The 22,834-nt window shown below is 72.0% G+C and carries 19 protein-coding genes; 5 read left to right on the forward strand and 14 right to left on the reverse strand.

Annotated features, from left to right (window positions below):
- Positions 1 to 16: 16 nt before the first annotated feature.
- The 5 genes from K4G22_RS21675 to K4G22_RS21695 form a co-directional block, all read right to left on the reverse strand.
- Positions 17 to 514: a GNAT family N-acetyltransferase gene (locus tag K4G22_RS21675; RefSeq protein ID WP_228081991.1), complete on the reverse strand. Its 498-nt coding sequence runs from the start codon at positions 512 to 514 to the stop codon at positions 17 to 19.
- Between the two features lie 449 nt (positions 515 to 963).
- The gene (locus K4G22_RS21680) at positions 964 to 1,425 is read right to left on the reverse strand and encodes a GNAT family N-acetyltransferase (protein ID WP_228081992.1); all 462 of its coding nucleotides are present in this window, start codon (positions 1,423 to 1,425) and stop codon (positions 964 to 966) included.
- Between the two features lie 92 nt (positions 1,426 to 1,517).
- On the reverse strand, positions 1,518 to 2,339 hold the full coding sequence (locus K4G22_RS21685; RefSeq protein WP_228081993.1) for a carbohydrate-binding protein: 822 nt from the start codon (positions 2,337 to 2,339) through the stop codon (positions 1,518 to 1,520).
- Between the two features lie 124 nt (positions 2,340 to 2,463).
- Positions 2,464 to 3,822, reverse strand: a complete 1,359-nt coding sequence (locus K4G22_RS21690; protein WP_228081994.1) for a carbohydrate-binding protein — start codon at positions 3,820 to 3,822, stop codon at positions 2,464 to 2,466.
- A 126-nt stretch (positions 3,823 to 3,948) separates the two neighbouring features.
- Positions 3,949 to 4,908: a LysR family transcriptional regulator gene (locus tag K4G22_RS21695; protein WP_228081995.1), complete on the reverse strand. Its 960-nt coding sequence runs from the start codon at positions 4,906 to 4,908 to the stop codon at positions 3,949 to 3,951.
- Positions 4,909 to 5,309: 401 nt separating this feature from the next.
- Between K4G22_RS21695 and K4G22_RS21700 the strand changes: the two genes are divergently transcribed.
- On the forward strand, positions 5,310 to 7,469 hold the full coding sequence (locus K4G22_RS21700) for a glycoside hydrolase family 36 protein (RefSeq protein WP_228081997.1): 2,160 nt from the start codon (positions 5,310 to 5,312) through the stop codon (positions 7,467 to 7,469).
- Positions 7,470 to 7,478: 9 nt separating this feature from the next.
- Here the strand turns inward: K4G22_RS21700 and K4G22_RS21705 are convergent, their stop codons facing one another.
- The 5 genes from K4G22_RS21705 to K4G22_RS21725 are packed head-to-tail and all read right to left on the reverse strand — an operon-like array spanning position 7,479 to position 13,933.
- Positions 7,479 to 8,666, reverse strand: coding sequence for an ROK family transcriptional regulator (locus K4G22_RS21705; RefSeq protein ID WP_228081999.1), 1,188 nt, complete (start codon positions 8,664 to 8,666; stop codon positions 7,479 to 7,481).
- Positions 8,667 to 8,694: 28 nt separating this feature from the next.
- Positions 8,695 to 10,704 (reverse strand): beta-galactosidase, encoded by a 2,010-nt coding sequence (locus K4G22_RS21710; protein ID WP_228082001.1) that lies wholly within the window; start codon positions 10,702 to 10,704, stop codon positions 8,695 to 8,697.
- 51 nt (positions 10,705 to 10,755) lie between these two features.
- The gene (locus tag K4G22_RS21715) at positions 10,756 to 11,646 is read right to left on the reverse strand and encodes a carbohydrate ABC transporter permease (RefSeq protein ID WP_228082003.1); all 891 of its coding nucleotides are present in this window, start codon (positions 11,644 to 11,646) and stop codon (positions 10,756 to 10,758) included.
- On the reverse strand, positions 11,643 to 12,596 hold the full coding sequence (locus K4G22_RS21720; RefSeq protein WP_228082005.1) for a carbohydrate ABC transporter permease: 954 nt from the start codon (positions 12,594 to 12,596) through the stop codon (positions 11,643 to 11,645). The genes K4G22_RS21715 and K4G22_RS21720 overlap by 4 nt, the downstream gene beginning before the upstream one ends.
- A gap of 56 nt (positions 12,597 to 12,652) precedes the next feature.
- Positions 12,653 to 13,933, reverse strand: coding sequence for an extracellular solute-binding protein (locus tag K4G22_RS21725; protein ID WP_228082009.1), 1,281 nt, complete (start codon positions 13,931 to 13,933; stop codon positions 12,653 to 12,655).
- 270 nt (positions 13,934 to 14,203) lie between these two features.
- Here K4G22_RS21725 and K4G22_RS21730 point away from each other — a divergent pair, with 270 nt between their 5' ends.
- Positions 14,204 to 15,385, forward strand: a complete 1,182-nt coding sequence (locus K4G22_RS21730; protein ID WP_228082013.1) for an ROK family transcriptional regulator — start codon at positions 14,204 to 14,206, stop codon at positions 15,383 to 15,385.
- Between the two features lie 13 nt (positions 15,386 to 15,398).
- On the opposite strand, the gene K4G22_RS21735 is transcribed toward K4G22_RS21730, so the two are convergent.
- Positions 15,399 to 16,211: an AraC family transcriptional regulator gene (locus K4G22_RS21735; protein ID WP_228082019.1), complete on the reverse strand. Its 813-nt coding sequence runs from the start codon at positions 16,209 to 16,211 to the stop codon at positions 15,399 to 15,401.
- Positions 16,212 to 16,261: 50 nt separating this feature from the next.
- Here K4G22_RS21735 and K4G22_RS21740 point away from each other — a divergent pair, with 50 nt between their 5' ends.
- Positions 16,262 to 16,693 carry a DUF2000 domain-containing protein gene (locus K4G22_RS21740; protein WP_228082020.1) on the forward strand — a complete coding sequence of 144 codons (432 nt, stop codon included), beginning with the start codon at positions 16,262 to 16,264 and terminating at the stop codon, positions 16,691 to 16,693.
- A 279-nt stretch (positions 16,694 to 16,972) separates the two neighbouring features.
- Positions 16,973 to 17,746, forward strand: a complete 774-nt coding sequence (locus tag K4G22_RS21745) for a transglycosylase SLT domain-containing protein (protein ID WP_228081988.1) — start codon at positions 16,973 to 16,975, stop codon at positions 17,744 to 17,746.
- A 74-nt stretch (positions 17,747 to 17,820) separates the two neighbouring features.
- Here the strand turns inward: K4G22_RS21745 and K4G22_RS21750 are convergent, their stop codons facing one another.
- Together K4G22_RS21750 and K4G22_RS21755 are read right to left on the reverse strand one after the other, a co-directional pair.
- Complete coding sequence (locus K4G22_RS21750; protein WP_228082021.1) at positions 17,821 to 19,815, reverse strand: LamG domain-containing protein; 1,995 nt, start codon at positions 19,813 to 19,815, stop codon at positions 17,821 to 17,823.
- A 120-nt stretch (positions 19,816 to 19,935) separates the two neighbouring features.
- Complete coding sequence (locus K4G22_RS21755; protein WP_322785123.1) at positions 19,936 to 20,469, reverse strand: XRE family transcriptional regulator; 534 nt, start codon at positions 20,467 to 20,469, stop codon at positions 19,936 to 19,938.
- A 428-nt stretch (positions 20,470 to 20,897) separates the two neighbouring features.
- On the opposite strand from K4G22_RS21755, the gene K4G22_RS21760 reads away from it, so the two are divergent.
- A complete protein-coding gene (locus K4G22_RS21760) occupies positions 20,898 to 21,551 on the forward strand; it encodes a hypothetical protein (protein ID WP_228082023.1) in 654 nt (217 codons plus the stop codon).
- A gap of 84 nt (positions 21,552 to 21,635) precedes the next feature.
- Here the strand turns inward: K4G22_RS21760 and K4G22_RS21765 are convergent, their stop codons facing one another.
- Positions 21,636 to 22,718, reverse strand: coding sequence for a protein kinase family protein (locus K4G22_RS21765; protein WP_228082024.1), 1,083 nt, complete (start codon positions 22,716 to 22,718; stop codon positions 21,636 to 21,638).
- Positions 22,719 to 22,834 lie beyond the last annotated feature (116 nt).

A 22,834-nucleotide genomic window follows, 5' to 3' on the forward strand; every position in this document is an offset into this window, starting at 1 on the left:
GTCGCTTCGCCTGTGGTCAGTGCGGTGGGTGGGGGGTGAGGTGCTTCTCGAAGGGGAGGTAGGGGAGCGTCTCCGGGTCCGCCGCCATGTCGAACAGCGGGGTGTAGCCGGCGTCCAGATAGAGATCCCTGGCCTCCGGCTGCCGGGGCCCCGTGGTCAGCCAGATCCGCCGGTAGCTCCGGGCCGCCGCGCGCTCCAGCTCGGCGACCACGCGGCGGGCCAGCCCCTGGCGGCGGTGCGCCGAGTGGGTCCAGATGCGTTTGAGCTCGGCGGTGTGCGCGTCGTAGCGCCGGTAGGCGCCGCCGGCGACCGTGTCGCCCCGGTGCAGCAGGAGCAGCAGCAGGCCGTGCGGCGGGGCGAACTCGTCCTCCGGATAGCGGCTCATCTCGCCGCCGGCCGCCGGGCCGTACCTGACGGTGTACTCGTGCTCCAGCTCGCGCAGCAGCGGACGGGTCAGCGGGTCGGACAGGCGCACCGAAGCGACGGTCAGCTCATGGGCGGAAAGGGACGACATCGCATGTCCTTCGCTCAGGGGTGGGCGATGGCCGGCCCTCCAGGCGCGGGGGCGCACGCCGTGGCCCGGCGCGGAGACGGGCGGCCGGCCGGGGCCGGGCGCGCCGTCAGCGCGGTGCGACGGTCGTCGGAGGGTGGCGCGGGGAGGCTCCGGGAGGCGGCCGGACGCACGCTTGGGCGAGCGGCCCGGCGAGGGCGGAGCGGGAACGGGAGAACCTGGGGAGAACCGCGGGAGAGCTGGGGGAAGCTCTCAGGCGCGCGGCCGGCACAGCCGGCGGGGCGCCGCAGGGGTCAGCGCGGACAGGACGCCGACCACACTCGACCCAGGTCGATGTGGTCACGCGTGATCAAGGCCAACCCGACGCTCACGTCGACTAGTTGACCGCAGCCGTGGCGTCGAGTCAACAGGGGAAGGCGCCGACCCCCGGCAGGAGGGGAGGAGAAGAGCCGTCAGTGGCTCTCGTGAAGTATCAGCATGAGGTGCTCGTGCTCGCCGTATCGGACCGTCCCGGCGCGCTGGAAGCCGTGCTTCTCCAGCAGCCGCACGGAGCCGACGTTCTCGACGAAGGGATCGGCGTGCAGCGGGCGGGTCTTCTCCTCGGCGAGGAAGAGCGCCAGCGCGCGGGTGCCGATGCCCCGGCCCCAGAACTCCCGGCCGAGCCAGTAGCCGAGGAAGCGCCGGCCCTCGTCCCACCAGGCGACCGCGTTGCCCGCGAGCACGCCGTCGACCGTGATGGCCAGGACCAGGACCGTGGGATCGCCGAGGACCTTGGTCCGCCAGTGGTTCATGAAGACCTCGCGCTCCCGGGGCGGGAAGTTCGCCCGGCGCGCGGCCTCGGGGTCGGCCTCCTGGCGGTGGAACACCTCAAGGTCGGCCGCTGTGACGTCGCGTAGCGACACCGTTTCTTTCATGGGTCGGAGTCTGCCACCCGGCACTGACAACGCCGGTGGCCCCGGGCGCGGCGACCAGCGCCGCCCCGGGGCCGTCCACGCCGGCGGGGGCCTCAGCCCCGCGCCGGCTGCCAGAGGGCGGGGGCGTTCGGCGGCTCCCAGCCGGCGATGGCCTGGTGGGCGATCAGGCAGCGGTAGGCCGTGCCGCCGTGGACGACGGTGTCGCCGACGCGGTAGCTCACCCCGATCCGCCAGGTGTCGTCGGGATCGGGCCCCGGGCCGCCGCCCGGGACGTCGAGGACGAAGTCGAAGGAGCCCTCGCGCGCGGGCCCCGAGGAGCGCACCGTCATCAGCAGGGCCGGGTCGAACAGGGCGTCGGTCGCGTTGCGTGGCTCGTCGGGGAAGTAGAGCTGGGTGGTGAGGACCGGCCGGCCGGGCGCCTGCGCCTTGACGTGCAGATGCCGGGTGCGGCCGGGGTAGAGGCCGGGGAAGACGGTCTCCAGGGTGAAGGCGCCGCGTTCGTCGGTGTACTGGTGCCCGCGGTAGCGGTAGCCCGCCATGTCGTAGCCGCCGCTGGTGTCCGCCTGCCAGAAGTCGAGGAGGACGCCGGCGAGGGGGGCGCAGTCGAGGCCGAAGACATAGCCGCTGACGGTGAGGAGGGCGGCGTCCCCCGGCTCCAGGAGGCTGGTGCGGCGCGGCGAGTTCGGCTTGAAGTAGGGGCCCTCCATCTGCGGTGGCGTGGGATCGTCCCCGTCGTCGCAGGTGGGCGTGGGTGTCAACGGCCGGTTCTGGTGGGCCTGTTCACGGGCCAGCGCCGGTGTGGGCGCGCCGGCGCCGAGGAGGACGGTCGCCGGGGCGGCGGCCACGGCGGCCCGTAACAGGTTCTTGCGGCTGACGCCGGGGCGGGTGGGGTCGGGGCGCTCGGGTTCTGCCATGGTCCTCTCCTCGTCGGAGGGGTCGGGGTGGGTGTCGCCGGCCCGGCGGCCTGAGCCGGGCCGGCGACAGGGGCGGACGGGGCGGCTGGAGGCGCGCCCCGTCCCCCCGGCTGGGCGGGCCGGCTCAGATCCGCTGCCAGAGCGCGGGCGCCGAGACCGGGTCCCAGCCGGCCTGGGCGACATGGGTGATCACGCAGCGGTACTCGGCGCCGCCGTGGGTCACCGTGTCGCCGGCCTGATAGGTGGTGCCGACGGTCCAGGTGCCTGGTTCACCCGGCTCGCCCGGCTCCCCCGGACCGCTGCCGGTGGTCACCAGGGTGAGGCCGAACTGGCTGAGCAGCGGGTTGATCGGCTGGTGGTAGGTGGTGCCGCCGGTGCGGCAGTTGCCCGAGCCGCCTGAGGTGACGCCCTGCGCCTGGCTGCCCGATATGTAGGAGCCGCCGGAGTCGCCCGGCTCGGCGCAGACCGAGGTGCGGGTGACTCCGCTGATGGTGCCCTCGGGGTAGGTGACGCTGGTGTTGTGCTGCTGGATCTGGCCGCAGTGCCAGCCCGTGGTGGAGCCGGAGCGGCAGATGGAGGCGCCGACGACGCCCTGTGTCGAGCCGGCGACGGCCACCGGGGAGCTGGTGACCTGCGGCGTCGGCGTCCAGTTGCTGTTGACGGCGACCCAGGCCATGTCGCGGCCCGGGAAGACGGAGCCCTGGAACGTGCCCTGGGCGACCCGGTTGTGGCCCTGGGTGCTGGCGCCGACCCGGCCGCAGTGCCCCGCGGTGGCGAACCCGGGGGTGGTGCCCCTGGTCACCGAGAAGCCGACGGAACAGCGGCCCGAGTTGTTGATGTAGTACGCCTCGCCGCCCCGCAGGTCGTAGAGCGGGCGCGGCTGTTCGGCGGACGGCACCACGTCGACCAGCTCGGCCGGGACGTCGGCGGCGGCCAGGAAGTCCTGGGCCGCGGCGTCCCGCCCGGCGTGCAGCACCACGCTGTTGCTGGTGACGTCGACGTACCAGACGGGCGTCTCGGCGGTGGGGTGGCTGGCTGCGGTCTCGTCCAACGCGGCCTTGACCGCCTCCAGTTCGACCAGTGCGTGGTCGACGACCTCGGCGCTGGCGCCGGCCGCCTCGATGGTGGCGACCTCGCCGGCGTCGGTGGTGGCGACGATCAGTCGGGCGTCGGGGCCCTCGACCCGGGCGCCGGCGAAGGCGGTGCCGAGTTCGGCGCGGAGCAGGGGCTCGACGAGTCCGGCGCGGTGCTCGCCCGCGATCCGGGCCCTGGCCTCGTCGGGGCTGAGGCCGAGGTCGCGCTCAAGCGCTGCCAGCAGGGCGGCCGGGAGGTCGGGAGCTTCGGCGGTCTCGGGGAACTCCTGGGCGCTGACCTGCGGGGGTGTGGTGGGCGGGGTGGGGCCGGCGGTGGCCGGTGCGGCGGTGGCGATCAGGGCTGCCGCGGCGAACACGGCCGCGATCGCCGTGCCACGTCTGCGCTGCATGGGGCACTCCTCGCGGTGGGGACGGTCTCGACTGCGGGAACCGTAGCCGCGCCGTCCGGAGTGCGTGCACCTGTCAAAAGGGTTCTGTCGCGGTGTTATGGCCCCCGCCGGGCCCGGGAGTCGGCGTCAGGAGGCCATGCCGAACCCGGGGTGCCCTGGCAGCCAGCCGCGGAGCGCCGCGCTGCGCAGGACGGCCTCCTGGTAGACGGCGCGGGCATGGCCCAGGATGTCGTCGGCGACCGGCTCGGGCGGGGCGTCGGGGAGGCGGCCGAGCAGATGGCGCCAGCGCAGCGGCACCCCGGCCAGCGGCCGGACGGCGACGCCAGGCGTCGGCGGCAGGGTGGCGCGGCACAGCCCGATGGCCGAACCGAGCTGCACCAGGTGGACGCAGGCGGCGACATCCGTCTCGTAGAACGTCGCGGGGGAGAAGCCGGCGCGGGAACAGGCGGTCGCGAAACAGTCGCCGAAGCAGCCGTCCCCCGGCGCGCTCACCCAGCGCTCGCCCGCCAACTGGCCGAGCTCCAGCTCGGGTTGGGAGGCGAGCGGATGCTCGTCGGCGAGCATGACGAAGACCGGGTCCACTCCGACCGTTCGCCACAGCAACGCGTCGCCGCCGGGTGGCGGGCTTTCGCCGCAGACGCCGATCAGCGCGATGTCGATCCTGCCGGCGGTGGCGAGGGCGCTGATCTCCGCCTCGGACCAGGCGGTGTGGAGGCCGACCGGCACATCGGGGTAGGCCGTGGCGAGCCGCCCCACCAGTCCGCCGAGGAGCGGCCCATGGGTGCCGCCGACCCGGATGGTGCGTATCTGGTCCCTCGCGAACGCGAAGCGGCGGGCGCTGTCCTGGAGGTCGCTGACGGCGGGCAGCAGCATGGAGGCGCGCGCGAGCACCAGCTCGCCGAGCGGGGTGGGCCGGGCGCCGGTGCGGTCCCGGTGGAACAGCGGCCCGCCGAGGGCCCGTTCGATCCGCTTGAGCTGGGTGCTCAGGGCGGGCTGGGCGACGCCGAGCCGACCGGCGGCCTTGTTGAGGCTGCCCGCCTCCGCGATGGTCCTGATCACCCTCAGATGGCGCAACTCCAGTTCCATGGGCGGAACGTACGGGCCACCGCTGGGGGGCGCAACACCCCGCGTCGCGCCCGGGAGACCTGGGCGCGGCGCCCCCCGACGCCGCGCCCTCGGCGCCCCGCCGCCGGCCACCCCGGCGACGGGAACTTTCACGGCGTTCAACATGAGGTGAGGGGTGCGGTGTTCCCGGCCGGCGGCGCGACTTTCGGTGAGGTGCGCGGGGTCGGCCCCGTCCCCTTAGGTGGTTTTGCGCCGTAAGCCTGCTCTTGGGCGGCTCCCACTACTGCCGGGATTTGTCCGGGATTTCGCACAAGGAAGGGGCATGGACAGGGCTTGCCCAGGCGGCATAGGTTTTGACCCAAAGCCCACTGGCCGCGCTGTCCGGCCGCACCGGGCCCCCAGCCACCACGGAGCACGTCCCCATGCCTGAGCAGACCACCGCCCCATCCGTCGCCCCGCGCACGCGGCTGACCTGGGGCGGTGGCGCGGTGCGGCTCGTCCTCGGCGTGGGCGGCGATCTGCCGGTCAGCTGGCTGTCGCTGCGCCCCCTCGACGCGGCCCCGGCGCCGGAGATCGACGAGGCCGCGGCCCCGCCGCTGGTGGAGCTACAGGCCCTCGGCCACGGCAGGTTCCCCGGCAGCCACCGCTACGCCGACACCACGCTCGGCACCCGGCTGCGCTATCTGGGACACGCCGAGTCCATCGTCGGCTCCGACGTCGAACTCCGCGTGGAGCAGGGCGACTCGGCGACCGGCCTGCGCGTCACCTCCGTCTTCCGGGCCAGCCCCGGCACGCCGGCCGTCCGGGTCTGGACGGAGGTCGCCCTCGCCGGTGCCGGCGAGCTGCGGCTGACGGCGGTCTCCTCGGCGGTCACGGGCGCCTTCCTGGCCGACTCGGGGCGCGGCGTCGACCAACTCGACGTGCTGCACGCCGACTCCGACTGGGTCGCCGAGTCCCGCTGGCGGCGGGTGCCGCTGCGCGCCACCGGCCTGGTCGACATCGACGCCGAGGTGCATCACCACGCCTCCCGCAGCCGCTTCCCCGTCACCTCGCGCAGCTCCTGGTCCACCGGCGAGCGGCTGCCCACGGGCGCCGTCGTCGCCTCCGACGACTCCTGGGCGCTCGCCTGGCAGATCGAGCACAACGGCGCCTGGCACTGGGAGTTGGGCGAGCGGCGGGTCGGCGCCTATCTGGCGCTGCTCGGCCCGACCGACGCCGAGCACCAGTGGAGCACCGCCGTCTCCGCCGACCGCCCCTTCCGCACGGTGCCGGTGTCCCTCGCCGTCGCCGCCGGCGGCGTGGACGCGGCGTTCGCCGCGCTCACCGCGCAGCGCCGGGCGCTGCGCGCGGGCCGCTCGCGGCGGCTGCCCGTCATCTTCAACGACTACATGAACACCCTGATGGGCAGCCCGACCACGGAGAAGCTGCTGCCGCTGATCGACGCGGCGGCCGACGCCGGCGCCGAGTACTTCTGCGTGGACGCCGGCTGGTACGACGAGGGCGGCAACTGGTGGGACAGCGTCGGCGAGTGGCGCCCCTCGACGACCCGCTTCCCCGGCGGCCTGGGCGAGGTCACCGACCGGATCAGGGCGCGCGGCATGGTGCCGGGGCTGTGGCTTGAGCCCGAAGTGGTGGGCGTCCGCTCCCCGATGGCCCAACGGCTCCCGGCCGAGGCGTTCTTCCAGCGGCGCGGCGAACGCGTCGTCGAGCACGGCCGCTACCACCTCGACCTGCGGCATCCGGCCGCCAGGGCGCATGTCGACGCGATCGTCGACGGGCTGGTCGCCGAGTTCGGCGTCGGCTTCTTCAAGTTCGACTACAACATCATGCCGGGCCCCGGCACCGACCTCGGCGGCGCCGACCCGGGCGAGGGGCTCCTCGACCACAACCGGGCCCATCTCGACTGGCTGGACGCCCTGTTGACGCGCCACCCCGAGCTGCTCATCGAGAACTGCGCCTCGGGCGCGATGCGGATGGACTACGCGCTCCTCTCCCGGCTCCATCTCCAGTCCACCTCCGACCAGCAGGACCCGCTGCGCTATCCGCCCATCGCGGCGGCGGCCCCCGCGTCCGTGCTGCCGGAACAGGCCGGCAACTGGGCCTACACGCAGCCCGAGATGACGGTCGAGGAATCGGCGTTCACACTGGCCACCGGCATCCTGGGCCGGCTCTACCTCTCCGGCTACCTCAACCGCATGACGGCCGACCAACTCGCCCTGGTGCGCGAGGCGGTGGCCGTGCACAAGGAGCTGCGCGCGACGATCGCCCGCTCGGTGCCGTGCTGGCCGCTCGGCCTGACCGCGTCCGACGAGCCCTGGGTGGTGACGGGGCTGCGGACGCCGGAGTCCGAGCTGCTGCTCACCGTCTGGCGCCGCCCGGGCGCCACCCGCGAGCTGGCCGTCCCCGTCCCGGCTTCGCGCGGCACGGAGCTGGTGCCCGAGGTGCTCTTCCCAGGGCCCGGCGCCGGCGCCGCCGCCTGGGATCTGGACTGGCGGGCCGACGCCGGCGTGCTGCGGCTGACCAGCCCCGACGGCGGGGACACCGCGGCGACCGCCCGCGTCATCCGGCTGCGCCGCCGCTGAGCCCGAGGGTCAGGCGGCGCCCGCGAGCTGGGCCTTGATGGCCTCGACCGCGGCGCCGCGCGCCCAGTCGCCGAAGTCATGGGGCCGCACGCTGAGCCGGAGGCCGCCCAGGCTGCGACGCCGCGCCAGGATGCCGCGTTCGAGATCGTCGCGCGCGGCCCTGGCGATGTCGACGGAGGCACCGGCCACGATGACGGTCTTCACCAGGCCGCTGTTGGCGACGTTGGCGATCACCACCCCCAGCGCTCTGGCCGCCTCGCTGACGGCCTCGGCGCAGACCGGGTCGCCGGCCCGCGCCAGCCGCAGCACCTCGGCGAAGCCGGGGAGGCGGCCAAGGCCCTGCGCCGCAGCGATCCGCACCGAGTCGGCCGCGACATAGGCGGCGACGCAACCCCGGTGCCCCTCGGGGCACATGGGGCCGCCGGCGTCCAGGGTCTGGTGCGCGAACTCCGCCAGATCGGCCTCGGTGCTCCGCACCGCGGAGCCGTGCACGAAGAGGGCGTAGCCGATGCCGTCCCCGATGCCGTTGCCGAGGGCGATCACGGCGAAGTTCGGCTCCTCGCGGGCGTCGCCGAACCACTGGTGCGCGGCGGCCAGCGCGGTCACGTCGTGCTTGACCACACAGGGCATCCCGAGCCGCTCCGCCAGCAGCCGCCGCAGCGGCACGCTCCGCCAGCCCAGCGCGCCCGAGTCGATGATCTCGTCCCCCATCGCGCCGTGTACCTCGCCGCCCAGGGTGACGCCGGCGGCGACGGGCCGCCGCCCGTCGCCCGTCAGCCTGTCGGCGAGCCAACCGGCGCCCTCCACGACCGTGTCGGGGGAGAGGTCGGGCAGCGGCACGCTCTCCCGTCCGACGACCTCGCCCCGCAGATCGGTGCGGACCCCGTACAGCGCGCCGGAGGTCAGCTTCACGCCCAGGAAGTGGTGGGTGTCGGCGACGATCTCCAGCGGGCGGGTCGGCCGGCCGTGCGTGGGGTCGTGCTCGACCTCCCGCTCCACGACCAGCCCCGACTCGACGAGGGGCTTCGTCAGCCGGGTGAGGCTCCCGGTGGAGAGCACCAGCCGCTTGGCGAGCGCCGTCCGGGACTGCGGGCCGTGGATCACCAGCTCCCGCAGGATCGGCCGGGCGGCCCGGGGCACCGACGCCCAGGCGTCACCCCCCGACCGCCCACCGGCCGGCCCGTTCACCGCGCTCATGGCGGAAGAATACGTGGCCGGCGCCCGTTCACCCCGCCGAGCCCGTCGCGACCTGGGGCGTCAGCACCGCCACGCCACGCCGCTCCAGAAGCAGCCGCGCGCCGTGCTCGCGCCCGGTGAGCACCTCCAGGTGCGGCGTGGGCAGCGGGACGGTGACGGCGTCCGCTCCGTGGTTGATCAGGAACAGATGCCCGCCCCTGCGGACGGCCTCGACATCGGCCGGCAGCGCGGGCAGCGGCGGGGTGACCCCGGCCTCTCCCGCGGCCGTGGCCAGCAGCTCGACCAGTGCCGGCGGCTCGGGCAGCGTGGAGAGATACCAGGCGGTGCCCCGCCCGTGGCGGTGCCGGGTGACGGCGGGCCGGGCCGCCAACTCGCCGTCCGCGTAGGCGGCGACGGTCTCCGCGCCGGCCAGCTCCAGCTCCTCGCTCCACAGCGTGCCGCGGGTGCCGTCGTCAAGACGGACGCTCTCCCCGGCGGACAGGGGGGCCCACTCGTGCACGGCCAGGCCCAGCACCCGGCGCAGTCGCTCGTCCACCAGGCCCTCGCGGACCCGGTCGTCCTCGTCCGCGACGCCGGTGAAGAAGCCGCAGACCAGCGTCCCGCCGCCGGCGACATAGGCCAGCAGATTGTCCAGCGCCGCATCGCTCAGCAGGTACAGCTGCGGGATGACGACCATCTTGTATCCGCTGAGATCCGCCTCCGGAGGGGCGAAGTCGCAGGTCAGGTTGCGCTGCCACAGTGCGTGGTGCCAGGCGGCGAGCAGCCCCGGATAGCTGGGCTCGCCGGAGGGCCGGCCGGGCTGTTCGGACGCCCACCAGGCGTTCCAGTCGTGCAGCACCGCGATCTCGGCGTTGACCTCGCCGCCCAACACGGCGTCGAGCCCCGCGAGTTCGGCGCCAAGGTCGCGGATGCCGGCGAACGCGCGGGTGCGCTCCCCCGCGTGCGGCAGCATCGCGGAGTGGAACTTCTCGCTGCCCTGCCGGGACGCCCGCCACTGGAAGAAGCAGACGCCGTCGGCGCCGCGCGCCACCGCCTGGAGCGACCACTGCCGGGTGACCCCCGCCGGCTTGGGCCGGTTCACGGCACGGAAGTTGACGGCGGACGCGGCCTGTTCCATCAGCAGCCAGGAGCCGCCCGCCTGGGAACGGGTGAGGTCCTGGACCAGCGCCCCGTGCGCCGGGCCCGCCGGGTCGTCGGGGCCCACGGCCGGATCCGGGTAGATGTCGACGGAGACCACGTCCTCCTCGCCCGCCCAGCGCCAGCCGTCGAGGCCGGCGAAGAGCGGCATGAAGTTGGTGGTCACGGGGATGCCGGGGGTGCGGGCCGCGACAATGTCACGTTCGGCCCGGAAACACTCCAGCAAGGCGTCGCTGGTGAACCGACGGAAGTCCAGCAGCTGGGCCGGGTTGTTCAGGTACTGGGCGCGGCGCGGCGGGATGATCTCCTCCCACGCGTCATAGCGCTGGCTCCAGAACGCCGTGCCCCAGGCCGAGTTGAGCGCCGCCAGGGTGCCGTGCCGCTCGCGCAGCCAGCGCCGGAAGTGTTCCGCCGTGGTGTCGCACCAACAGGCCGTGCCGTACTCGTTGTTGACATGCCACATCCGGAGCGCCGGATGGGACCCGTAGCGGTCGGCCAGGTCCTGGGTGATCCGCGCGGCGTGCTCCCGGTACACCGGGGACGAGGCGCAGAACTGGTTGCGCGCGCCGTACCAGACGACGCCCCCGTGCTGGTCACGCGGCAGCGTCTCGGGGTGCCTGGCGCCCATCCACGGCGGCGGGGAGGCGGTGGGCGTGGCCAGGCAGACCCCGACGCCGCCCTCGTGCAGCAGGTCGAGCACCCGGTCCAGCCAGCCGAACTCCCGCGCCCCCGGCCGGGGTTCGATGGTGGCCCAGGAGAAGACGCCGACGGTCGCGAGGTTGACCCCCGCCTCCCGCATCAGCCGGATGTCCTGGGCCCACACCTCCTGGGGCCACTGCTCGGGGTTGTAGTCGCCGCCGAAGAGCAGCGCGCCTCGGGTGGCGTCGGTCAACGTGGGCATCGTTCGGTCTTCTCCCTGTGCTCGCTGGTCCGGAAGGTCGAGTGGCGGCCTCTATCCTCGGAGCCCGCCGCTGATCATGTCGAGGCGCCAGAAGCGCTGGAGGAAGAGCAGCAGCGCGATCAGCGGGATGATCGAGATGGCCGTGCCCACGATGGCGATGCCATAGAGCGCCGGCTCGCCCGAACCCCGGGTCAACACGGTGTAGAGGCCGAGGTTGATCGGGTACTTCTCCTCGTCGGCGAGCATGATGTACGGCAGCAGGAAGTTGTTCCAGGCGCCGACGAACTGGAGCATGAAGATGGTGACCATCCCCGGCAGCATCATGGGCAGCCCGATGGTGACGAAGATCCGGTACTCGCTGGCCCCGTCGATCCGGGCCGACTCGATGATCGAGGCGGGCACGGAGGCGTCCGCGTAGATCCGCGCCAGATAGATCGCGAACGGCGAGATCAGCCCCGGCAACAGCACCGACCAGTAGCTGCCGACCATGCCGATCTTGGCCATGATGATGTACTGCGGGATCGCCAGCGTCATCGCCGGCAGCAGCACGCCCGCCAGGATCAGATAGAAGATCGCGTTCCGCCCGGGGAACGAGTACCGCGAGAACGCGTAGCCGGCGGCGGCCGATATCAGGGTGCAGAGCAGGGCGCCGACGCCCGCGTACAGCAGGCTGTTGAGCGCCCACTGCCCGTAGACGCCGTCGTTGTAGGAGAACAGGTCCCGCACGTTGTCCAGCAGGCTGGTGCCGGGCTGGAACGTGAACGTGGAGAACAGGTCGGCGCGCGACTTGCTGGCGGCGACGAAGATCCAGATGATCGGCACCAGGCAGTAGAAGGCGCCGATCAGCAGCACGGCGGTCGGCAGGATCTTGGCCCGCTGGTGGGTTCCCCGCGTGCCCTTGGGCGCGGCCGATGGGGCGCGGGTCGTCGTCGGCGCGCTCACTGGTGTCCTCCAAAGGCCCGGCGCTGGGCCACCCGCAGCAGCAGGAGCGAGACGGCGAACGTTCCGATCGCCAGAATGACGGAGCCGGCGGCGGCCATGGGCAGGTCGTCCTGGATGAAGCCGCTGCGGTAGATGTGCATCAGCGGGACCCAGGTCTGGGAGATCTCGGTGGTCATCGGCGCCAGCGTGGTCGGCTCGCCATAGACCTGGAGCGTGCCGACCAGCGAGAACAGCCCGGTGAGCAGCAGCGCGGGGACCACGAGCGGCACCTTGATCCGCCAGGCCAGCTGCCACTCGCTACAGCCGTCCATCCGCGCCGCGTCATAGATCTCCGGCGGGATGGAGCGCAACGAGGTGTAGATGATCAGCATGTTGAAGCCGACCCCGCCCCACAGGGCGATGTTGGCCAGCGAGGGGAAGATGTTGGTCCCCTCAAGGAAGGGGATGGCGTCCAGCCCCATCTTCTCGGTGAGATAGCTGAACGGGCTGGTCGACGGCAGGTACATGAAGCCCCACAGCAGCGAGGCGATCACGCCTGGCACCGCGTAGGGCAGGAAGATCGCCGCCCGCGAGAGCCGCCGCGCCCGGGCGCCGGCGTGGTCGAGCAGCAGCGCGAAGCAGAGCGCGAGACCGAGCGTCAGCGGCACCGCGATCAGCCCGTAGACGGCCAGCCGGCCGAAGCCGGACCAGAACGCCCCGTCGGTCAGCGTCTCGCGGTAGTTCGCCAGGCCGACGAACACCTCCTCGCGGGTGCCGAAGACACCTCCCTCCACGATCCGCATGCCCTGGAGGCTCAGATACAGCGCATAGACGACCGGGATCGCGAGAAACGCGAGAAAGAGGGCGAGCGCGGGACCGAGAAGGACATAGGGGGCCGCTGTCCGCGGCCGTCGTCGGGCCGTGCGGCTCCCCAGGGGCCCACTGACCCGCTGGGTGACATCTCCTGCCATGGCTACCTTCGTGCTGGGTTGGGTTCTGCTGGGGGAGGGGCTCGGCGCTCGGCCGGTCAGTCGGTGATGTCGAATCCGTCGCGCGCCATGTCGTCGACCACGGCCCGCTGGGTCTCGCGCAGGGCGTCCACCAGGGACTTCTGGCCGCGCAGCGCCGGCGAGACGGCGTCGGAGAACACGGACTGGGCCGTGTTGACGTTCGGGCCCCACTGGAGGTTCGGCAGGGTGTTGGTCGCCGCGTAGTTCGCGATCTCCCAGTAGTCCTCCTGCTCACCGGCGAGCGGCGGCGGGGGCTGCTCGGCGGTCATCGCCTGCCCGCTGAGTGACGCCGGGTACTCGCCCGCGGCGATCTGAAGGGCGCACGCCTCCTCCGAGGTGTTCATCCAGCTGATGAACTCCACCGCGGCCTCGATCTTGTCGTCGTCGGTCACGGTCAGCGCCGAACCGCCCTGGAACGGCACCGCCGCGCCGCTCTCCCCCTCGCCCCAGCCGGGCAGCGGCGCTATCGCCCAGTCGCCGGCCTGGGACTCGGCGATGCCATAGATCACGCCCGGCCCCCAGACGCCCGTCGGCCACGCCAGGATCTCGCCCTTGTTGAGCTTGTTGTTCCACTCGGGGGTGAGGATCGGCCCGCCCTGAACCAGGTCCCGTTCCAACAGGTCCTGCCAGAAGGCGGCCACCTCAAGCGAGGTCTCGTCCGCGATGCCGACCGTCCACCGGCCGTCCTCGACCTCCCACCACTGGCCCCCGGCCTGCTGGGCCAGGCCGGCGAACCCGCCGAAGCCGTCGGGGGGCAGCGTCATCACATAGGTGTCGGGGTCACGCTCCCGCGCCTCGGCGGCCACGTCGGCGAACTCGTCCCAGGTGGTGGGGACGCGCAGCCCCAACTCGTCGAAGCGGGCCCGGTTGTAGAGGAAGACCATGGGGCCGATATCGATGGGGACGCCGTAGACATGCCCGTCGAAGCTGGTCAACTGCCAGGTGCCGGGGTCGAACCGCTCCGGCAGGTCCCCGGCGTGGTCGGTGATCTCGACCAGGGCCTCCGAGACGACCAGCGCGGGGATCGTCTGGTACTCCACACAGGAGACGTCCGGCGCGTTCCCCGCGCGGCTGGCGGTGAGCAGCTTGATGGACGAGTCGTTCCCGCCGCCCGCATCCGTGTGGTTGATCTGGATATCGGTGTGGGTGGCGTTGAACTCCTCCACCTTGGTGGTCTCGCCCCAGCACCAGTAGTCGAGCGTGACAACGCCGTCGTCGCCACCCCCCACACCGCAGGAGGCCAGGAGCGCCGTCACGCCGGTGAGCGCGCCCAGGCGTGCGAGGAAACGTCTCCTCAAGGGTGTTCTCCGTCCCGTGTTCATGCCGGGGGACGGGCTGATGACCTCGGCTGCTCCCGCCCCAGTGGCTTGTGGCGCACAACCTACTCCGGGCCATTCCCTAGTGTCTACGTTTAAGACTGTGCGAATTTCTTCGAAAAGTTGGGGCAAAAGGGGCCTCGCGTGGAGGGGGGAGCTTTGCGTCAAAAGCATTCGACTACGCGTTCGACTACGGATTCGACTGAGGGATCGACTGGGTCTCCGCGATCCGGGCGCACGTAGGGTGTGCCCGTGAGCATCACGGATGATCTGGGCGGCCGACCCGAGGTCCAGGCATGGCGGTCGGTGCCGCGCCCCGCCTGGCCGATCCTGCGGGAGCTGGTGATCCACGGCCCGCAGTCGCGCACCGCGCTGGCCAGAAAGGTCGGCCTCTCCGGCGCCAGCCTCACCCGGCTGACGAAACCGCTGGTGGAGTCAGGGCTGATCGCCGAGCGCGACATCGCCTACGACCCGGTCAACGGCCGCCCAACCCGCCCCCTTGAGGTCGTCGCCGACAGCCTGCGCTTCCTGGGCGTCAAGCTGACCGCCGACCGCGCCTACGCCGTGGTCACCAACCTCCGCGCCGACGTGATCGCCGAGGACGAGGCCGCCCTCACCGGCCTCGCCCCCGCCACCGTGGTCGCCCAGCTCGGCGAGATCGCCGACGCCCTCCTCGCCAGGACCGGGCCCGCCGTCGCCGCCGGCATCACCCTCGGCGGCGACGCGCACTCGCCCGCCCGGCTCGACGAGACCGAACTCGTCGACTCGGGACAGCTCGGCTGGGAACGCGTCCCGGTGCGCCGACTCATCGGCGAACGGCTCGGCATCCCCTGCGTGGTCAAGAACGACGTCACCGCGCTCGCCTACTCCCACCAGTGGTTCGGCGCCGCCCGGGGCGTCAGCGACTTCGCCATCGTCGGCATCGGCGCCGGCATCGGCTACGCCCTCTTCCTCCACGACCGCGAGGTGCGCGCCACCGAGGCCGACCTCGGCGAGTTCGGCCACCAGATCCTCGACCCCGGCGGCCCGGTCTGCCCGGCCGGCCACCGAGGATGCGCCTCCTCCTACGCCACCACCCGCGCCGTGCTGCGCGCGGCCGGGCAGGGGCTGCGCCGCTCGCCCAGCTACCCCGAGGTGCTGCGGCTCGCGGAGGCCGGCGACCCGGTCTGCGCAGCGGTCGTCAGGGAGGCCGCCTGGGCGCTGGGCATGATGATCGGCAACGTCGCCAACAGCACCATGGTCAAGACCGTGATCGTCGCGGGCGAGGGCGGCGACGCGGCCCGGGTCGCCCGCGCGGACCTGGAACGCGGCGTCGCCACCCGGCGCCGCGACCACGCGTCCGTCACCATCCTCAGCCAGCCGCACCACTTCGCCGACTGGGCCCGAGGCGCCGCCGTCGCGGCCATCCGCTCCTATATCGAGGGCACCGACTGACGGCCGGGGCGGGTCAGCCCCGGTCGGGACCCCCACCACGGGCGTAGCGCCCGGGGGGAACGCCAAGATGCCGGGTGAAGTGCCTGGTCAGATGCGACTGATCGTAGAACCCCGACGCGACGGCCACCTCCGCCGGCGGCTGACCGGCCAGGAGCAGCCGACGCGCGTGATCGATGCGGCGCGCCACCAGATACTGGTGCGGCGCGATGCCGAAGGCGGCGGTGAACGCCCGCACCAGATGCGTCGGATGGGCGTGCGTCAACGTGGCGGCCTCCGCCAGCCGCACCCCCGTCAGCGTCCGCGCGTCCAACAGCTCCCGCAGCTCGTGGGCCACCCCACGGCTCCGCTGGTCGCGCTCCGGCTCGACCCTGGGCCGCAGATGGCCGCGCAGCCGCTCGCCGATGAGCGCGAGCCGGCTCTCCGCCTCCAGCTCGTCGCCCCGACGGCCCAGGGCCGCGTGCAGCTGGTCGACGCGGCGGCGCAGCGGCGGGTCCACCAGATCGGGGGCGTCGGCCGCCGGGCCGATGAAGCCCTCGTCGAGCTGGTCGAGATCCAGATAGACCACCCGCTTGCGGAAGCCCCGCGCGGTGGCGGCCGAGCCGTTGTGCGGCACCTGCGGCGGAAGCAGCGACACCGTGTCATGGGGAGTCCCACGCTCGCGCCGGTTGAGGTCGTAGCGGACGGCGCCGTCGTCGACGATCAGCAGCGTCCACACGTCGTGGACATGCATCGGATACGCGTGCTCGGTGAAACGGGCGTGGAACACCTCCACGACCCCGGGGACGCTCGGGCGCCACGCCAAGACCTCCTCCGCCGCGCTCACCATGCCAAGAACGTACAAGAAGGCGCGGCGGTCCGGCCGGCAGGCTCATGGCCATGGAGAACGAGCACCCCCGCACCCGGTTCGAGACCAAGATCGCCGTCCTGCTGCGCCGGGACCTGGCCACCTGGCAACGGCTGAACGTGACCGCCTTCCTGGTCAGCGGCCTCGGCCACCAGCTCCCCGAGGTGATCGGCGAGCCCTACGCGGACGCCGACGGCACGCCCTATCTGCCGATGTTCCGACAGCCGGTGCTGGTCTTCGAGGGCACGGAGGACACCCTGTCCCTCGCACACGGCCGCGCCCTGGCCCGCGACCTCCCTCGGGCGGTCTTCACCGCCGACCTCTTCACCACCGGAAACGACCAGGACAACCGCGCGGCGGTGCGGGCGGTACCGGGGGACCAGCTGGACCTGGTCGGCCTCGCCGTCCACGGACCGCGCAACGCGGTCGACAAGGTGCTCAAGGGGGCCCGCATGCACCCGTGAACCCCCGAAGACGCTCCACAGCGCGTAGGTGAACGGTCACTCCGGGGTGTTCTTGTCTGTCGTTGGGTGTGATGGCGGTTACGGGGCTTTGGTCCTGTGCGAGGTGGGGTGGGGGTGTGCTGGTGGCTTGGTGGGGGTGTGGGGGTGGGGTTGTGGGGTGGGACCTCTGTCCTGGTCTACGAGGTGTCTTCGCAGGTCAGGGCCTTGCGTTGGGGGTGGTCGCCGGTGCATGTTGGCTGCTCGCCGATATCTGCTACGGGGTTCCGGGAGGTTGTGACCATGACTGTTTCTTCGCAGGGTGCGGGTGCTCGCGTTGTTCGTCCGGTGGTGATGGCCGGGATCGTGACGGTGGGTGCTACGGCGCTTTCGTTGCCGTTCGCGACGTCTGCCATGGCCGCTGAGGCGGATGGTGTGACGCGGGCGGCCGAGGGTACGTCGGCTCCGGCGGCGTTCGCTCCCGAGGGTGCGGATGGTCCGCTCGGTCAGGCCACCACTGCCGGTGGGGACGAGGAGCGGGACGTCGAGAAGCCGGTCGAGGAGCCCGCTGAGGACAGGGCTGAGAAGGCTGCTGAGAAGGATGAGCCGAAGCCTGAGCCGAAGCCGGAGTCCGATGGTGTGGATGGTCGGGCTGATGGGTTTGATGAGGATGAGGGTCGTGGTGAGGACTACCACGATGATGGTTCGCTGGTGGTGATTCCGAAGCATGAGCAGCCGACGCCTGAGCCGGCTTCGGATGAGGAGATCGATGGTTGGATTCGTGAGGCGCTTGAGGTGCTGGAGGAGGAGGGTATTCCGGCCAGCTACGAGGGTATTCACAAGAATCTGATGCGGGAGTCGAGTGGTGATCCGCTGACGATCAACCTGTGGGACACGAACGCGGAGCAGGACATTCCGTCGAAGGGTCTGCTTCAGGTGATCGATCCGACGTTTGAGCAGTACCACGTCGAGGGGACCAGCGAGAACATCTACGACCCGGTCGCCAACATCGCCGCCGCCTGCAACTACGCGGCCGACCGGTACGGCTCGATGGACAACGTCGACAGCGCGTACTGACCGCCCCAGGCACCGCACTCGCCGGCCGCCGCCGTGATCCACGGCGGCGGCCGGCGCAGGTGTGCACCCAGCCGCTATGACCCCGGCACGGGGGCCTGGTGGTACAGCTGCCGTGCCTGGAACTCGGTGACGACCCGGTCATAGAGCCGCACGTCGTCCAGCACGCCGGGGAAGAACGCCCCCACACCGTCCGTCCCCAGCAGCAGCGGACCGCCGGCGTTCCCCGCCTCGGCGATCGGGGCCGTGCCGGCCGGGTCGCCGTTCACATAGAGGGTGAGCGTTCCGGCGTAGGCGTCCTGGACGCCGACCAGCGACGTCCACTCGTCCGGCTCGGCCGTCCCCCCGATCGCCGTGGCTTCCTCGTCCCCCGGCTGGCCGAACGCCCAGGCGCCCCGCTCCGCCGCGTAGAACAGCTGGAGGCCCGAGCCGTCCTGGCCGGCCTGGGCGGCGACCACCGCGTCCTCGGCCGGCAACTCGTCCAGAAGGACCCAGGCGGCGACGGCGAAGTGGTGAGTGGTGTCCAGCACCGGAGTCCCGGTGCCGGCGTAGCCGCTCGTCCCGTCCAGGCGCAGGCCGTCCCCGTATACCGCCGGGGCGCCGAACTCGGCGCCGCCGTGCACCTGGGCCGTCGGCACCTCGGCCGCCGCCGAGACCCGTTCGGCGCCCGCCGGCTCGTCCATGCCGAGGAACGCGACCGCCGGCCTTCCGCCATCGGACGGATACGCCACGTGGTCGAAGAACCGCACCTCGTCGACCAGTCCCGGGAACGCGGAGCCCGGCTCCCCGTCCTCCTCCACCGCGCCGATCCACACCGGGCCGCGCGCGTTCCACGCCGCCTGGTGCGGCGTGCTGGCGGCCAGCTCGCCGTCGACGAAGAGGCGCAGCTCCGAGCGCTCCGCGTCGTAGGCGCCGACAAGCCGCGTCCACTCCCCGCTGACCACGGGGGTATCCGAGGCCAGCGCGACGGCGGCACGGTCGTCGTCCGGCCGGTCCGCCAGGTGCTGCCCGAAGGCCCAGCTGTCGTCCGCTGCCGAGTAGTACAGCTCGAACCCTGAGCGGTGGGTACCCGACTGGCTGGCCACCACGGCGGGCTCTGTCGGCACTTGGTCGAGCTTGACCCATGCGGACACGGAGAACGACCGGTCGGTGTTGACCAGTGGACGCTCGGTGACCGCGTGGCCATCCACCCCGTCCAGTGCCAGCGCCGCGCCCGAGACGCCCTCGGCCCCGGCGGTCGCGCCGCCGTCCAGCGCCGCCCACCGCTCGGACGCCTCCCCGGCCTCGTCCTCCAGCGCCCAGCCGGCCCTCGGCGGGGCGCCGGCGGCCACCAGGAAGTGGTAGGTGGTAGGAGGCGACACGTTCCCCGCGCGGTCGATCGCCTGCGCGGTCAACGAGTGCGGCCCCACGGTGGAGGGCAACACCCGCACCGTCTGCGGCGCCCCGCCGTCGCTGACGACCTCGCCACCCGGACCGCCGGTCAACCGCCAGGTGTACCGGGTGACGTCATCGTCCGGGGAGGACAGCGTGAACTCGCCGTAGTGCCCGGCCCCCTCGTGCCACCGGCCGAACGGGTCGCCGGGAATCAGCTCCGGATAGTCGGCCGAGAAGACGGTCGGTGCCGCCGGCACCCCGGTATCCAGCGTGAAGTGGCAGGCGTGGGCCCCGTCCCCGCTGTCCGACCAGGGGCTGTACGACCCCCCGTCGTGCGACCGCGCGGCCAGCCGCACCGGCGTGTCCGCCGGCAGGTCGTTGGGCAGCCGTACGGAGAACGTTGAGCCGGACCGCTTCGACGTCGACAGCCCGGACGTCCACCGCACGATGTCCCCGGCGCCGTCGCCCGCGTCCCACGAGGCGGCGAACTCCACGGCCACCTGATCCCCGTCCGGATCGGTCACCGCGTCCGCGTAGACCTGGCCCCGAGATCGGGCCCACCCCGGCTGGTCGGCCGGCGCGCACGCCCCACCGTACTCAAGCCGCAACTGCCCGGGCCGAATCTGATCCGGCCCGCCCCCGCTCGCCGCCGCCCCCGAAACGCTCACCCCCACAAAGAGCGCACCGACCAGTGCCACCGTCCCCGCACGTCTCCTCAAGTCCCCTACCCCCTCCATGAGTTACTCACGAACCGACCGCCGCTCACCCTAGACGGACGGTAGGCGAACAACCACGGAAATAAACGGGCGCGGTCGCTGTCAGATCGTGCGACCCCGTTCCCAAAGCTCCTCGATATGGTCGGCAAACCGGTCGAAGAGGCCGCCCTCCTCCTGACGCCGCAGGTGCAACATCGGCGAGTCATGCCCGACGCCACGGGCCAGGTGGGGAGTGACCAACGCGTCGTGGTCAAAGCGGAACACCGACAGCGAGACGTGATTCACGGCATCCGCCGCACCAGAGAAACGGGCCTCGACGCCCGGCACCTCGCTCAGCTTCGCGAGGTGCTCCAGCGTGACCCTGATGCGGGTGGACACCGACAGCGTCACGTCCTCGACCGCCTCCCGCTGACGCGTCACCTCCCCCTCGGGGTCCCCGATCAGGAACCGAATCCGACAGCCGGCCTCGGCCTTACGGCGCAGGGTGTCCACATAGGCGGGCTGGTCCAGCCACAGGAAGTAGTTGGTGTACCCGGCGAGGGCGATGTCCTGACCGGCCCCCTCGGTCAGCTCACCCCACACCGACGAGGGGCACGCCGAACGATACGGATAGCTGCGGACGATCTCCCCGTCCATCCCGGTCCTGACGCTGTTCTTCCCAGTCCTGGGCCACAACATCTCTGCCTCAACTCCCAACGCCTTTGCGGCGTCCACTCGGTTCCGCGCGTGTGGAATCAGCCCGTCGTCGGCCATCCACCGCTCGACGGTCTTCCCCGAGACTCCTACCCGCATGGCCAACTGACGCGGAGAGAGCCCGGCGTCAGCCATAGCAGTACGCAAGGAACTGTTCAAGGTATCTCCATGGGACGTTTGGGCGTTCTGAAGACTACCGTCGAGGCGCCCCAATCGGCCTTGGTTATGGGGAGATTCATCCCTACCTGTCGGCGAATCTCATATGCATGAGGACTCCCCACACTCCAAGCGCTTCCCAAGTACCGCCCTCCCCCTCTGGTCGGACTGTTGGGCTAGGGGGCGGCAGCGTGTTGACGGAACAGCAACGTCGCTTGGCTCTGGGCGCGTTGCCCCGGCCCGATGTGGTGCCGTATATCGCTCAGTGGAGCGAGGAACATGTGGAACAGCCGGTTGTCATCGGCCGGGCCGGTGGCATCGCGTATGCGGATGAGGTGGTTCAGGACCGGGACGCCGGTGGGGTGTTGTGGTCCCGCGTCGGTATGCGTCCTGGCCGGGGGCGGCCGGAGTTCGGCAAGGTGCACGGCCTGCGGCAACGCCGCACCATGCGACGGCTCCTGTGCCAGGTCTGCGGCGACCCGGCCGACGAGAACGACGAAGGGGTGCTGTGGCTCCTCGGCGAGGACCCGGACGACCCCGACTCCTGGCCCGAGAAGCTGGAAACCTCCCATCCCCCGCTCTGCCTGCCCTGCGCCGCCACCTCCGTACGACTCTGCCCCCACCTCGGAAAGAACTATGTCGCGCTGCGCGTCCGGGACTTCCACCTGGCCGGAGTCTGGGGCGCCCTCTACCGCCCCGGCTTCCCGCTTCCCGTCAAGTCCGAAGCCGCCGGCATCACCTTCGACGACCCCCGGGTGCGCTGGCTCCGCGCAAGCCAACTGATCATGCGACTCGACACGTACACCGTGGTGGACCTGGAAGCGGAAGTCCGCCGGAACGAAGGGGACTTGGCACGCGGGTGGCCGTAGAGGCTCGCCCCTGGTGGCTGCCTGAAGCCTCGGAGGTCACCGGCCCCAGCCGCGGGCGGGCGTTCCGGACGAAGGCCGTCGGGTTCAGCTGATGCGGAGGCTTTCCAGGCGGCGGAGTTCGTCCACCGGATACGGGGTCCGCCGACTCTCCCGTTGGAAGGTGCGCTCGAAGTCCGAGACCACGGCGGCGATGGGCGCGTGTCGGGCGAGCAGTGTCGCGGCGACGGCCGGGACTTCCGTGGGGTGTTCCCCCGCCGCGTAGGCGCGCACCCGCGCGTAGCGGCCCTCCGGGTCCCCTCGCAGATGCCCGTGCAGCGCCACCACCAGCCAGTTGACCAGGTAGTTGGCGCGGTAGGCGCGGTCGTACACCTGGTGCCGGTCGAAGAAGTCCCGCTCGTCCCGGGACAGTTCGAAGTGGGAGGAGATCGCGAGGCCGTAGTCCGCGAAGTAGAGGCGCCGGCCGTCCGTCAGGATGTTCTCGAAGTGCGTGTCGAAGTGCAGCAGCCCACGGCCGTTCATGAACGAGACGCCGGCCGCGAGTTCCCGTTCCACCATGGCGCACGCCCGGTCGGCGGCTTCGTCTCCCTTCTCGATCTCCCCGCCCAACCACTGGTGCAGGTTCTGCGGGATGTACTCCAGGAACAGCGCGACGCTCGCCGATGACCGTTCGAGCACCTCGATCCGGCGGCGGATCTCCGCGCCACCGCCCCAGTACGCCACCGCCCTTTCCACGTCGCCCAGTTCGTCGGGCAGCGGCGTCGAGTCCGGCAGCACCCGCCAGTGGTACATCAGGGGGAAGCCCTCGTACTCCCCGTTGAGCACCCAGTCCGTCGTCATGGTGTGCACGTCGAGCTCTCGCCAGGCTCCGAAGCCGGGTGTGCCGATGAGGCCCACGCCGTAGTGGCAGAAGTCGGGCAGCGCGAACAGGTTCGCCGTGGACCGGACGTGCTCGGGCCGCCGCTCCAGATCGCTGAGGGGCATCCGCTTCACGAAGACCGGAACTCCGGCGACCTCCAACAGCGCCGCCTTCCCGCCGATGCCGGACCCCATGGGCACCGCCGAGTCCACGAGCGCGCGCAACTCCTCGTCACCGCACCGGGCGAGGGCCTTGCCCACCGCGCCGTGCGCGGCGAGCCGCCCACCGTGTGACCTACCCGGGACTCCCACCGTCGCCTCCCTCGCAGCACTGGCCGCACCCTACGTGAAGGTCGTTGACGGACGGCCGACGCCAACTCTTGACGGTTCTTCGGCCCTCCGTTTCCTTGGTGACCGCAAGCCCTTGC

Source organism: Streptomyces profundus (assembly GCF_020740535.1).
Lineage (GTDB): Bacteria > Actinomycetota > Actinomycetes > Streptomycetales > Streptomycetaceae > Streptomyces > Streptomyces profundus.